This is a genomic window from Pseudomonas gebzensis (genome assembly GCF_034427815.1).
GTDB lineage: Bacteria > Pseudomonadota > Gammaproteobacteria > Pseudomonadales > Pseudomonadaceae > Aquipseudomonas.
This window is the reverse complement of sequence record NZ_JAXQNS010000007.1, coordinates 301,666-314,755: the sequence shown is the minus strand read 5'-3', so window position 1 is coordinate 314,755 and position 13,090 is coordinate 301,666. Positions and strand designations below refer to the sequence as shown.

Below are 13,090 nucleotides of genomic sequence, written 5' to 3'. Positions count from 1 at the left end.
CTTCTCTTGTTATGACCCGCTACAACATGCGCCGGGCTTGCGCTTACAACTCTAGCCAGCGGCAGGCGGGACGCAACATGCCCGATAGCATTAAGCCAGCGCTGGACCGAGCAGGCGACTAACGGTCTATGGCGCGGCTTTGCGGGGCAAAGCCCGGGCATAAAAAAACCCGCATCGCTGCGGGTTTCTGGTGATGCGGCCAGCTTAGTTGACCTTGGCAGCCAGCTCGCCGTTGGCATAACGCTGGAACATCGCTTCGAGGGTGATCGGCTTGATCTTCGAGGCGTTGCCGGCGGTGCCGAAGGCTTCGTAACGGGCGATGCACACGTCACGCATGGCCTTCACGGTTTCACCGAAGAACTTGCGCGGGTCGAACTCGCTTGGGTTCACCGCCATGTGGCGACGCATGGCACCGGTGGAGGCCAGGCGCAGGTCGGTGTCGATATTGACCTTGCGCACGCCGTACTTGATGCCTTCGACGATCTCTTCGACCGGCACGCCGTAGGTTTCCTTGATGTCACCGCCGTACTGGTTGATGATCGCCAGCCACTCTTGCGGCACCGAGGAAGAGCCGTGCATCACCAGGTGGGTGTTGGGGATGCGCTTGTGGATTTCCTTGATGCGGTCGATGGCGAGGATGTCACCGGTCGGCGGCTTGGTGAACTTGTAAGCGCCGTGGCTGGTGCCGATGGCGATGGCCAAGGCGTCGACCTGGGTCTGCTTGACGAAGTCGGCGGCTTCTTCCGGATCGGTCAGCATCTGGCTGTGGTCCAGGGTGCCTTCGGCACCGATGCCGTCTTCTTCACCGGCCTGACCGGTTTCCAGGCTGCCCAGGCAACCCAGCTCACCCTCGACCGACACGCCGCAGGCGTGAGCGAAGGCGACGGTTTGCTGGGTGACGCGCACGTTGTAGTCGTAGTCGGCAGGGGTCTTGCCGTCGGCCTTGAGCGAGCCATCCATCATCACCGAGCTGAAGCCCAGCTGAATCGAGCGCTGGCAGACGTCAGGGCTGGTGCCGTGGTCCTGGTGCATGCACACCGGGATGTGCGGGAATTCTTCGATCGCTGCCAGGATCAGGTGGCGCAGGAACGGAGCGCCGGCGTATTTGCGCGCACCGGCCGAGGCCTGGACGATGACCGGGGAGTCGGTCTTGTCGGCCGCTTCCATGATGGCGCGCATCTGCTCAAGGTTGTTGACGTTGAAAGCTGGAACGCCGTAGCCGAATTCGGCGGCGTGGTCCAGCATCTGGCGCATGCTGATAAGTGCCATGGTGTCTCTCTCTCCCGACAAGCGTCGTAGTGTCGTGCAAGCCTGCCGCTGGGGCGGTTGCTGTTCATGTTATGTGGGCCGCGCTCGGTAGGGCAGCCCGGCCATTCACGGTGCCTTGCAGCCCCGCCCAATCAGATAGTTGGTTGCCACCCAGTACACCAGGCCTTCATCGCCTTTGGTGTGCAGGGCCAGCACGCCATCGCTGTACAGTGTGCCGGAACCGCTCGGCTCGGACAGCAGCCGGTAGGCACGGCTGCCCAGACGCACATCGACAGCCTTGCGCGAGCTGTCGGTGAAGCGCCAGAGCACTTCGGTCTGGCTGTCGCAGACCCAGCGCGTCCAGTTGTCCGCCGCCCCTTCAGGCGTGGACGGTTGCAGCAACGAACAACCGGCCAGGGCCGTGAAGGCCACGGCGGCCATCAATGCTTTCATAAACCTCTCCCGGCTCGTCGAATCCGTGCCTGGCGGCCTGGGCCCCTCACGGGCACCCCGGCGCCTTGCGTTGATGCTCGTCGTCGTACTTCTCCAGACCTTCCTGGCCCAGGCGCTTGCTGATCACCGGAACCGTCTCGGCCTGCCATTGCGACTGGTAGCAACCGCCCTTGGGCGCTTGCGGCGAGTCGACGTCGGGGGCCGGGCTGCTGGCGCACGCGCCGAGCAGACCTGCCATGAGCATCACGGGCAATTGCTTGACCATCGGGTCGCTCCCTTTGCCAGGCGCCAGCGTTATCAGGCCTTGGCCCGCTCTTCCAGGATGGCAACGGCCGGCAGCACCTTGCCCTCGACGAATTCGAGGAAGGCGCCACCGCCCGTAGAAATGTAGGAAATATCGCTGCTGACGCCGTACTTGTCGATGGCCGCCAGGGTGTCGCCACCGCCAGCGATGGAAAACGCAGTGCTGGCAGCGATGGCCTGGGCCAAAACTTTGGTGCCATTGCCGAACTGATCGAACTCGAACACGCCGACCGGGCCGTTCCACAGAATGGTTTTCGAGGTTTTCAGCAGCTCGGCGAAGTGGGCAGCGGTCTGTGGGCCGATGTCCAGGATCATGTCGTCGGCGGCGACGTCGGCGATGGCCTTGACGGTGGCTTCGGCGCTTTCGGCGAACTCCTTGGCCACCACCACATCGACCGGCAATGGCACGTTGACCTTGGCGGCGATGGCCTTGGCGGTCTCGACCAGGTCAGGCTCGTGCAGCGACTTGCCAACCGGGTGGCCAGCGGCAGCGAGGAAGGTATTGGCGATGCCGCCACCGACGATCAGCAGCTCGCACACCTGGCTCAGGCTGTTCAGCACGTCGAGCTTGGTCGACACTTTGGAGCCGGCAACGATGGCCGCCATCGGCTGAGCCGGGGCTTTCAGAGCTTTGCCCAGGGCCTCCAGCTCGGCGGCCAGCAGCGGGCCTGCCGCCGCGACCTTGGCGAATTTGGCAACCCCGTGCGTCGAGCCTTCGGCGCGGTGGGCAGTACCGAAGGCATCCATGACGAACACGTCGCACAGCGCCGCATACTGTTGCGCCAGCTCGTCGGCGTTCTTTTTCTCGCCCTTGTTGAAGCGCACGTTTTCAAACAGGACCAGGTCGCCGGCCTTGACCTCGACGCCGCCCAGATAGTCCTTGATCAGCGGTACGTCGCGGCCCAGGGCCTTGCTCAGGTAGTCGGCCACCGGCTGCAGGCTGTTCTCGGCCGAGAACTCGCCTTCGGTCGGCCGGCCCAGGTGCGAGCAGACCATCAGCGCCGCGCCTTTTTCCAGCGCCAGCTTGATGGTCGGCAGCGCGGCCTGGATACGCGCGTCGCTTGCCACCACGCCGTCTTTCACCGGGACGTTGAGGTCTTCGCGAATCAGTACGCGCTTACCTTGCAGGTCGAGGTCGGTCATCTTCAACACGGTCATCAATGCGGTCCTTCAGGGCTGTGGGGTGCAGGTTTGGTGGACGACGTGCAGGTAATGGTCGGCAACGTCGAGCATACGGTTGGCAAACCCCCATTCGTTGTCGAACCAGGCCAGCAGGTTCACCAGGCGTGGGCCTGAGACGCGGGTCTGGCTGGCATCGACGATGGCCGAATGCGGATCATGGTTGAAATCGCAACTGGCGTGCGGCAGTTCGGTGTAGGCCAACAGGCCGTGCAGCGGGCCACTCAAGGCGGCCTCGCGCAACACCCGATTGACCTCGGCGGCCGTGGTGTCGCGCGCGGTCTGCAAGGTGATGTCCAGGCACGAGACATTCACCGTGGGCACACGTACCGCTTTGGCCTGGATTCGCCCGGCAAGTTCCGGAAGCAGCCGTTCGATGCCCCGGGCCAGGCCCGTGGACACTGGGATCACCGACTGAAACGCCGAGCGCGTGCGGCGCAGGTCCTCATGGTGATAGGCATCGATCACCGGCTGGTCATTCATGGCCGAGTGGATAGTGGTGATCTGTACGTATTCGATGCCAAACGCCTGGTCGAGCACGCGCAGCAGCGGTACGCCACAGTTGGTGGTGCACGAGGCGTTGGACACCAGCCGCTCGGCGCCGCTCAGGCAATTCTGGTTGATGCCGTAGACCACCGTGGCGTCCACGTCGGCTTCGCTGGCCATGGGCTGGGAGAACAGCACCCGCGGCGCGCCGGCATCGAGAAAGCGCTGGCCGTCGGCACGCGAGGTGTAGGCACCGGAGCACTCAAGCACCAGGTCGATGCCCAGCGCTGCCCAGTCGATGCCTTCGGGGGTGGCACTGCGCAAGACTCTTACGCAGTCACCGTTGATATGCAGGCAGTCGCCTTCGACCTTCACCTCGCCGGGGAATCGCCCGTGGGTGGAATCGAAGCGCGTCAGGTATTCGATGCTGGCCTGATCGGCCAGGTCATTCAGAGCAACGATCTCGAAACCCGCCCTCGCTCCACGTTCGACCAAGGCGCGCAGGACACAGCGGCCAATGCGGCCATAACCGTTGAGTGCAACTTTGTAGGGACGCGAGTGGGGCATTCGGGGCTCGTAGGGCAAAGAATGTTGTGAAGCGGTGGTTGGACAGAGGGGGCGGCCGGGGGCCGCCCACAGACTGCAATGGCTATCCACCTGCTGTTGCGGCGTCGCTTGAATCAGGCCGGCTACGCCGGACCGCTACTGCAAGCCTCATTCAGCAGGGATGGCCCAATGCTCAGGCAGGGCCATGACGGCAAAAGCCTCTGCCCTTCGCATCAGGCCAACGCCTCAATCTTCCAGCAGCTCTTCAGCCGTGCTCAGCACGTTCTCCAAGGTGAACCCGAACTCCTCGAACAACGCACCGGCCGGCGCCGACTCACCGTAGGTGGTCATGCCGATCACGCGGCCGTCCAGGCCCACGTACTTGTACCAGTAGTCGGCATGCGCTGCTTCGATGGCGATCCGCGCACCCACTTCAACCGGCAGTACCGACTGCTTGTAGGCCGCATCCTGGGCGTCGAACACGCTGGTGCACGGCATCGATACCACGCGGACCTTGCGGCCCTGCTCGCTCAGCTGGGTGTACGCCTCGACCGCCAGGCCCACTTCGGAACCGGTGGCGATGAGGATCAGCTCAGGTTCACCGGCGCAGTCGCGCAGGATATAACCACCACGGCTGATCTCGGCGATCTGCGCGGCGCTGCGGTCCTGATGCTGCAGGTTCTGGCGCGAGAAGATCAGTGCCGACGGACCATCGTTACGCAGCAGCGCCTCTTTCCAGCACACCGCAGACTCGACCGCATCGGCCGGGCGCCAGGTGTTCAGGTTCGGCGTGGTGCGCAGACTGGTCAGTTGCTCGATCGGCTGGTGCGTCGGGCCGTCTTCGCCCAAACCGATGGAGTCGTGGGTGTAGACGTGGATGGCGCGCAGCTTCATCAGTGCCGACATGCGCACTGCGTTGCGGGCGTATTCCATGAACATCAGGAAGGTCGCGCCGTACGGCACCAGGCCGCCGTGCAGGGCCAGGCCGTTCATGATCGCGGTCATGCCGAACTCGCGCACGCCATAGAACACGTAGTTGCCGCTGGCATCACCCGCTTCGACGCCCTTGCAGCCTTTCCACAAGGTCAGGTTGGAGGCGGCGAGGTCGGCCGAACCGCCAAGCAGTTCCGGCAGCAGCGGGCCAAAGGCGTTGAGGGTGTTCTGACTGGCCTTGCGGCTGGCGATGGTCTCGCCTTTGGCCGCTACTTCTTCCACGTAGGCCTGAGCCTTGGCGGCGAAATCGGCTGGCAGCTCACCGCTGGAGCGGCGCTTGAACTCGGCAGCCAGTTCCGGGAACGCCTGAGCGTAGGCGTCGAAGCGCTGGTTCCACTCGGCTTCGGCCTTGGCGCCAGCGTCCTTGGCATCCCATTCGGCATAGATGTCGGCGGGGATTTCGAAGTCGCCGTAGCTCCAGTTCAGGCCGCTGCGCGACAGGATGATTTCGTCGTCGCCCAGCGGGGCGCCGTGGGACGATTCCTTGCCCTGCTTGCCTGGCGAGCCGAAGCCGATGATGGTCTTGCAGCAGATCAGGGTCGGCTTGTCGCTCTTGCGCGCGGTCTCGATGGCGGTCTTGATCTCGTCGGCATCGTGGCCGTTGACGTTGCGGATCACCTGCCAGTTGTAGGCCTCGAAGCGCGCCGGGGTGTTGTCGGTGAACCAGCCGTGCACTTCGCCATCGATGGAGATGCCGTTGTCGTCGTAGAAGGCGATCAGCTTGTTCAGGCCCAGGGTGCCGGCAAGCGAAGCCGCTTCGTGGGAAATGCCTTCCATCATGCAGCCATCACCCATGAACACATAGGTGTGGTGGTCGACCACGTCGTGGCCTTCACGGTTGAACTGCGCAGCCATGACTTTTTCGGCCAGCGCGAAGCCCACGCCATTGGCCAGGCCCTGGCCCAGCGGGCCGGTGGTGGTTTCCACGCCGGGGGTGTAGCCGTACTCGGGGTGGCCCGGGGTGCGGCTGTGCAACTGACGGAAGCCCTTGAGGTCATCGATGCTGAGGTCGTAGCCGGTCAGGTGCAGCAGCGAATAGATGAGCATCGAGCCGTGGCCGTTGGACAGCACGAAGCGGTCGCGGTCGGCGAACTTGGGGTTGCTCGGGTTGTGCTTGAGGAAATCACGCCACAGCACTTCGGCGATATCCGCCATGCCCATCGGGGCACCGGGGTGGCCGCTGTTGGCCTTTTGCACGGCATCCATGCTGAGGGCGCGGATGGCATTGGCACGATCACGACGGCTAGGCATCGCTGGTCTCCTGAAGGCTGGAAAAGAGGTAACACGGAAAGAGTCGGACATTTTCGCCTAGTGGTGGTGCCCGGGGCAATGACGGATGGTCAGTAGGGGAAAAATTCCCTGGGTTTATGCCTGCCGCCCGTGCATTCCCGGCGGCCGGCGGCAGAGCGAGCGCGCCTTTTTAGCGCGCAGGGCGCCACGCTCAGCCCTTACCCGCCTGGCCAGCCGCCAATATCAAAACTTTTTGATATTGCTATTGCGAGCCTTGCCCGCCCTGACTAGACTGCCCACCCATGAACCTACCCGTGCAATCGTTCCCCGTGCAATCGACCGACGACCTGGCCGCCCTGTGCAAGGCCAGCGGCGATGTGCTGCGCCTGAACGTGCTGCGGGTGCTGGCCAGCGATTCCTTCGGGGTGCTGGAACTGGCGCAGATCTTCGACATTGGCCAGTCCGGCATCAGCCACCATCTGAAGGTATTGTCCCAGGCCGGCCTGGTGGCCACGCGCCGCGAGGGCAACGCCATCTTCTATCGCCGTGCCTTGCCCGATGGCCTGCGCCTGGGCGGGCGCGTGCATGCCGCGCTGCTCGAAGAAGTCGATCAGTTGCCCCTGGCCAGCGCTATCCAGCAGCGCATCGTGCAGGTGCAACAGCGCCGCGCCGTGACCAGTCAGGATTTCTTCCTGCGCGTGGAAGAGAAGTTTCGTGCCCAGCAAGACCTCATCGCCGGCTTGCCGCAATACCGCGAAAGCCTGCTGGCGCTGCTCGACAAACTCAGCTTTGCAGCTCAGGCCACGGCCTTGGAAGTCGGCCCCGGCGACGGCGGCTTCCTGCCCGATCTGGCCCGGCGCTTTGCCCAGGTCACGGCGCTGGACAACAGCCCGACCATGCTCGAACTGGCGCGTCAGGTGTGCCTGCGCGAGCACCTGGGCAACGTCACCCTGCAACTGGCCGACGCCCTTGACGCGTCCCAGGCCCAGGCCGACTGCGTGGTGCTGAACATGGTTCTGCACCATTTCAGCGACCCGGCGCTGGCCCTGCGCCAGCTGGCCCAACGGGTGAACCACGGCGGCAGCCTGCTGGTCACCGAGCTGTGCAGCCATGATCAGCGCTGGGCCCGGGATGCCTGCGGCGACCTGTGGCTGGGCTTTGACCAGCACGACCTGGCCCGTTGGGCCAGCGAGGCCGGGCTGACCCCCGGCGAAAGCCTTTATGTGGGCTTGCGCAACGGCTTCCAGATTCAGGTCCGGCACTTCCAGCGGGCCCCTCTTACCCCTTTCACCGATACCGTTAGGAACCCTTCGAGATGAGCGAATACTCCCTTTTCACGTCCGAGTCCGTGTCCGAAGGGCATCCGGACAAGATCGCCGACCAGATTTCCGATGCGATCCTCGATGCCATCATCACCCAGGACAAGTACGCCCGCGTGGCCTGCGAAACCCTGGTCAAGACCGGCGTGGCGATCATTGCCGGCGAAGTGACCACTTCGGCCTGGGTTGACCTCGAAGACCTGGTGCGCAAGGTCATCATCGACATCGGCTACAACAGCTCCGACGTCGGTTTCGACGGCGCCACGTGCGCTGTGATGAACATCATCGGCAAGCAGTCGGTGGACATCGCCCAAGGCGTCGACCGCTCCAAGCCCGAAGATCAGGGCGCAGGCGACCAGGGTCTGATGTTCGGTTACGCCAGCAACGAAACCGACGTGCTGATGCCGGCGCCGATCTGCTTCTCGCACCGTCTGGTCGAGCGCCAGGCCGAAGCGCGCAAGTCCGGCCTGCTGCCCTGGCTGCGCCCGGATGCAAAATCCCAGGTCACCTGCCGTTACGAAGGCGGCAAGGTGGTCGGGATCGATGCGGTGGTGCTGTCGACCCAGCACAACCCGGATGTGTCGTACAAAGACCTGCGCGACGGCGTCATGGAGCTGATCGTCAAGCAGACCCTGCCGGCCGAACTGCTGCACAAGGACACCCAGTTCCACATCAACCCCACCGGCAACTTCATCATCGGTGGCCCGGTGGGTGACTGCGGCCTGACCGGGCGCAAGATCATTGTCGACTCCTACGGCGGCATGGCCCGTCACGGTGGTGGCGCGTTCTCGGGCAAGGACCCGTCCAAGGTCGACCGTTCCGCTGCCTATGCCGGTCGCTACGTGGCCAAGAACATCGTGGCGGCGGGCCTGGCCGAGCGCTGCGAGATCCAGGTGTCGTACGCCATCGGCGTCGCGCAGCCGACCTCGATTGCGGTCAACACCTTCGGTACCGGCAAGATCTCCGACACGCGCATCGTGCAGTTGGTGCGCGAGTGCTTCGACCTGCGCCCCTACGCCATCACCACCATGCTCGACCTGCTGCACCCGATGTACCAGGAGACCGCGGCGTACGGCCACTTCGGCCGCACCCCGCAACAGAAGACCGTGGGTGACGACACCTTCACCACCTTCACCTGGGAGCGCACCGACCGCGCTGAACAGCTGCGCACCGCTGCCGGCCTGTAAACGGCCCACAGGCGTTCATCAAAGCCCCTGCCGAGCAATCGGCAGGGGCTTTTTCATGACATATGCACTGACAACCTCAGGCTCGCGTAGCCGCAGGGGCTGACTAGGCTTGGCCGCTTTCCCATCGCCGCAAGGAAGCCGGCCATGCCGTTCAGACAATTCATCGCAGGGGTGCTGTGCGCCTGCTGCGCGCTGGTTCACGGCCAGATCCATGCCGAGCCCTCGGCCTGCCCAGACTGGCCAGCCGCGCAGGCCAGCACCGAAATCGATGTTCTGCGTACGACCCTCGCCCGTTGGGACGACCACTACCACCGCCTGGGCATCGGTCTGGTCGCCGACGAGGTCTACGATCAGAGCCGCTCTCGCCTGCACAGGCTGCAGGCATGCTTCGCCGTGCGCGGGGCGGCCGATCCTCTGGCGACAGCGGGTGGCCCGTTGTTGCACCCGATTGCGCACACCGGGCTGATCAAGCTCACCGACCAGGCCCACGTGCGCCGTTGGCTGCACGGCAAGCGGGCCGTGTGGCTACAGCCCAAGGTCGATGGCGTCGCAGCGACGCTGGTGTACCGCGCCGGCCAGTTGCGACAGGTGATCAGCCGCGGCAACGGCACGGCCGGGCATGACTGGAGCCGCCACCTGCCGGTGCTGAGCCAGGTCCTGCAGACCCTGCCAGAGCCGCTTGACCTGGTGCTGCACGCCGAGCTGTACCTGCACCTCGACCACCATGTGCAGGCCAGGCGCGGCAGCGTCAATGCCCGCGGCACGGTTGCCGGGCTGCTGGGGCGCAAGCAGATGAACGATGTTCAGGGCGCGCAAATCCGGCTGTTCGTCTGGGACTGGCCCAAAGGGCCTGCTACCCAGCAGGCGCGTTATGCCCGGCTGGCCGCGCTGGGCTTTACCGACACCCAACGCTTCAGTGTCGCCATAGACACCCCCGAGCAGGCCGGGCACTGGCGTCAGCACTGGTACCGCTCGCCACTGCCGTTCGCCACTGATGGCGTGGTGCTGCGCCAGGATCACCGTCCACCCGCCACGCGCTGGCGGGCGCAAGCGCCGTACTGGCTCGCAGCCTGGAAGTACCCGTTCAGCCAGGTGCTGGCCGAGGTGCGCGAGGTGCGCTTCAACGTCGGCCGCAGCGGGCGCATCACGCCGATGTTGCACCTGCAGCCGGTGCAGCTCGATGACCGGCGTATCACGCGCGTCAGCCTTGGCTCGCTGGCACGCTGGCAAGCCCTGGACGTGCGCCCGGGCGATCAGGTGCAGATCAGCCTGGCGGGCCTGACCATCGCGCGCTTCGAGCAGGTGATTCACCGCGCCAGCATTCGTCAGCCGCTGACGAGTCCAGACCCTGCGGCCTATCACCCGTTCAGTTGCTGGCAACCCGACGAAGGGTGCGAGGCGCAGTTCGTGGCTCGGCTCACCTGGCTCAGCGGCAAGCAGGGCCTGGCCTTGCCAGGCCTGGGCAGCGGTACGTGGCGGCAACTGCTCGAGGCAGGCGCTGTGACGGGGCTGGTCGACTGGCTCGCCCTGGATGCCGCGCGGCTGCGCCAGGTGCCAGGCATCGGCCAAGCACGGGCTGAACAGTTGCTGCGCAGCTTCCAGGCCGCGCGCTCACGACCCTTCACACAATGGCTACGCGCCTTGGGCGCACCGCCGGTCAAAGCACTGGCGATGGGTCCGGACTGGTCCAGCGTGCGCCACCGCCCGCTCGAACAGTGGCAAGGGTTCAGCGGAGTCGGCGCGCACAGGGCGCAACAACTGCACGCTTTCTTTGAACACCCCACGGTGCAGGCGCTGGCCGAGCAGTTGGGGCAACTGCGCGTCGATGGTTTCCCGCCACCTCCGTTACCCGACGATGCAAGAGCGGATGGGAAATTCTAATGTGAGAAAAGTCTGATTAATGGGTTAAACCGCTATCAAAGCTTTCCCAAACCTGAAAACCAAGGCAGGATTTCCCCCAACTTTTGCGACCTCGCCCCGTCAAGGAGGCTCTTCATGAAACGCCTGTACTCGCTCGCCCTGCTCACCACGCTGTTACTCGCCGCTACAGGTGTGCAAGCCGCGCAACCTGATGCCGGCCTGACCGGTTGCGCCGCCAAACGCAGCGCCATCGAGAATCAGCTGCAGATCGCGCGTGACAAAGGCAACAGCTTTCAGGTCAGCGGACTGGAAAAAGCGCTTCAGGAAAACACTGCGCACTGCACCGACGCCAGCCTGCGCAAAGAGCGTGAACAGAAAGTGCTCGACGCTCGCCACGAGGTGGCTCAGCGCACCAAAGACCTCGACAAAGCCATGAAAAAAGGCGATGCGGAGAAGATCAACAAGCGCAAAGACAAGCTCGCCGAAGCGAAAAAAGAACTGCAGGAAGCCACCGACGAGCTTGACCACTGAGCACAACACGACCGGCGCCCGGCGCCGTCTCAGTGATTACGAAAGACCTGATGACAGGCCGTGCAGGCCTGCTCCACATCGTCCATCGGCGCTTTTAGCCGAGCAGCCTCCAGCGGCTGCACACGGGTCTGCTCGCGCAATGCGGCGGTCGCCCGCTCCAACCGGCCCGCCAGCTCAGTGAAGCGGGCCTGTTGCTGCCACACCTGCGGTCGGGCATTGCTCTGATCACCTTCACTGATCACTGGAAAATGCTGCCATGGCGCGTGGGCCAGGGTGTCGAGCCGTACTGCTCCGTCGGCAAAGGCCCTGCTGTCGAACGTTACCCGCCCTCGCAACATGCCGCCCAAGTGTTCACTGGTCTGCATCATCTCCTTGAAGATGGCCTTGCGCTTGCCCAGCGGCGAATCTGGGTCGATGCGGTCGCAACCGACCAGCAATAGAGCGACACACAGCATTGCGGCGAAACACTTGGACATCCCGATCCCTATGACTGGCGAAAATAGGCCGCTAGTATCCCCGTCTCGGTCGCAAAGACCAATCCCCTTACAGAAGCCAGGGCTAATTTCCCAGGTTCGCATCCACTTGAAGGTATTGCCCATGACGCTCCCCCTACGCCGCCTCGCCGGCACACTTGCGGCCCTGGCCTTGCTGGCGGGCTGCAACGGCGGCGACGAGGAAAAGCCCAAGCCCGCCCCCCATGCCCTCGCCACCTACGTCCCTGGCACTTGGCAGGACCTGCCGAGCGTCACTGACGCTGACCTGCTGGCCGGATTCACCGCATGGCGCAACGGCTGTGAGAAGCTCGCCCGCAACCCGGTCTGGGCCCCCACCTGCGAAGCCGCTCAGGCGGTACCGGGCGATCCTGCACAGGTTCGTGCCTTTCTGCAGAGCACCCTTGAGGTCTACGGCCTGCGTTCGGCCGAGCAACAGGCCAAGGGCCTGATTACCGGTTACTACGAACCGGTGTACCGCGGCAGCCTCACCCAGACACCGCAGGCATCGGTGCCGGTCTACGGCATTCCCGACGACATGATCGTGGTCGACCTCGCCAGCGTGTACCCCGAACTCAAGGGCAAACGCCTGCGCGGTCGCCTCGATGGCCGTGTGCTCAAGCCTTACGACACCGCCGAAGTCATCGGCCGTGAGGGCGTGCAGGCGCCAGTGCTGGCCTGGCTGACCGACCCCATGGACCTGCAATTTCTGCAAATCCAGGGCTCGGGCCGCGTGCAACTGGATGACGGCCGTCAACTGCGCCTGGGCTATGCCGATCAGAACGGCCATCCCTATCGGCCCATCGGCCGCTGGCTGGTGGAGCAGGGTGAGTTGAGCAAGGACCAGGTCAGCATGGGCGCCATCCACGCCTGGGGCGAGGCGCACCCCGAGCGCGTCCCGGAACTGCTGGCGAGCAACCCCAGCTATGTGTTCTTCAGCGCCCGGCCAGACAGCAACGAAGGCCCGCGTGGCTCGCTGAACGTGCCGCTGACTGCCGGTTACAGCGTGGCCATCGACCGCAAGGTGATTCCACTGGGCAGCCTGCTCTGGCTGTCGACCACCCGCCCTGACGGCAGCCCGGTGGTACGCCCGGTGGGCGCGCAGGATACCGGCGGTGCGATTACCGGCGAGGTGCGTGCAGACCTGTTCTGGGGCACCGGCCCTGAGGCGGGCGAGCTGGCCGGCAACATGAAGCAGCAAGGGCAGATCTGGATGCTCTGGCCCAAGGGCCAGGCGTTGCCCGATGTGCCCAAGGTGCCCTGA

12 protein-coding genes are annotated in these 13,090 nt (G+C 64.6%); 5 read left to right on the top strand and 7 right to left on the bottom strand.

Going from position 1 to position 13,090, the window contains the following annotated elements:
- Positions 1-204 precede the first annotated feature (204 nt).
- From fba to tkt, 6 genes are all read right to left on the bottom strand, one after another.
- Positions 205-1,269, bottom strand: coding sequence for a class II fructose-bisphosphate aldolase (gene fba / locus SJI00_RS15665; protein WP_312936221.1), 1,065 nt, complete (start codon positions 1,267-1,269; stop codon positions 205-207).
- Between the two features lie 105 nt (positions 1,270-1,374).
- Positions 1,375-1,701 carry an MliC family protein gene (locus SJI00_RS15660; RefSeq protein ID WP_322462608.1) on the bottom strand — a complete coding sequence of 109 codons (327 nt, stop codon included), beginning with the start codon at positions 1,699-1,701 and terminating at the stop codon, positions 1,375-1,377.
- Between the two features lie 46 nt (positions 1,702-1,747).
- On the bottom strand, positions 1,748-1,999 hold the full coding sequence (locus SJI00_RS15655) for a hypothetical protein (protein ID WP_322462647.1): 252 nt from the start codon (positions 1,997-1,999) through the stop codon (positions 1,748-1,750).
- Complete coding sequence (locus SJI00_RS15650) at positions 1,999-3,162, bottom strand: phosphoglycerate kinase (RefSeq protein WP_322462607.1); 1,164 nt, start codon at positions 3,160-3,162, stop codon at positions 1,999-2,001. The genes SJI00_RS15655 and SJI00_RS15650 overlap by 1 nt, the downstream gene beginning before the upstream one ends.
- A 12-nt stretch (positions 3,163-3,174) precedes the next feature.
- Positions 3,175-4,236, bottom strand: a complete 1,062-nt coding sequence (gene epd, locus SJI00_RS15645) for an erythrose-4-phosphate dehydrogenase (RefSeq protein ID WP_322462606.1) — start codon at positions 4,234-4,236, stop codon at positions 3,175-3,177.
- A 225-nt stretch (positions 4,237-4,461) separates the two neighbouring features.
- Entirely contained in the window at positions 4,462-6,459 is a 1,998-nt protein-coding gene (gene tkt, locus SJI00_RS15640; protein ID WP_322462605.1) for a transketolase, read from the bottom strand.
- A gap of 281 nt (positions 6,460-6,740) precedes the next feature.
- Between tkt and SJI00_RS15635 the strand changes: the two genes are divergently transcribed.
- The 4 genes from SJI00_RS15635 (at position 6,741) to SJI00_RS15620 (ending at position 11,335) form a co-directional block, all read left to right on the top strand.
- A complete protein-coding gene (locus SJI00_RS15635) occupies positions 6,741-7,757 on the top strand; it encodes an ArsR/SmtB family transcription factor (protein ID WP_322462604.1) in 1,017 nt (338 codons plus the stop codon).
- Positions 7,754-8,944, top strand: coding sequence for a methionine adenosyltransferase (metK, locus tag SJI00_RS15630; protein ID WP_322462603.1), 1,191 nt, complete (start codon positions 7,754-7,756; stop codon positions 8,942-8,944). Before SJI00_RS15635 ends, metK begins: the two co-directional genes overlap by 4 nt.
- Positions 8,945-9,088: 144 nt before the next feature.
- Positions 9,089-10,825: an NAD-dependent DNA ligase LigB gene (gene ligB / locus SJI00_RS15625; RefSeq protein ID WP_322462602.1), complete on the top strand. Its 1,737-nt coding sequence runs from the start codon at positions 9,089-9,091 to the stop codon at positions 10,823-10,825.
- A 114-nt stretch (positions 10,826-10,939) separates the two neighbouring features.
- Entirely contained in the window at positions 10,940-11,335 is a 396-nt protein-coding gene (locus tag SJI00_RS15620) for a DUF1090 domain-containing protein (RefSeq protein ID WP_322462601.1), read from the top strand.
- Between the two features lie 29 nt (positions 11,336-11,364).
- Here SJI00_RS15620 and SJI00_RS15615 read toward each other — a convergent pair whose 3' ends face one another.
- The gene (locus SJI00_RS15615) at positions 11,365-11,811 is read right to left on the bottom strand and encodes a c-type cytochrome (protein ID WP_322462646.1); all 447 of its coding nucleotides are present in this window, start codon (positions 11,809-11,811) and stop codon (positions 11,365-11,367) included.
- Positions 11,812-11,932: 121 nt separating this feature from the next.
- Between SJI00_RS15615 and mltA the strand changes: the two genes are divergently transcribed.
- Positions 11,933-13,090, top strand: coding sequence for a murein transglycosylase A (gene mltA, locus SJI00_RS15610; RefSeq protein WP_322462600.1), 1,158 nt, complete (start codon positions 11,933-11,935; stop codon positions 13,088-13,090).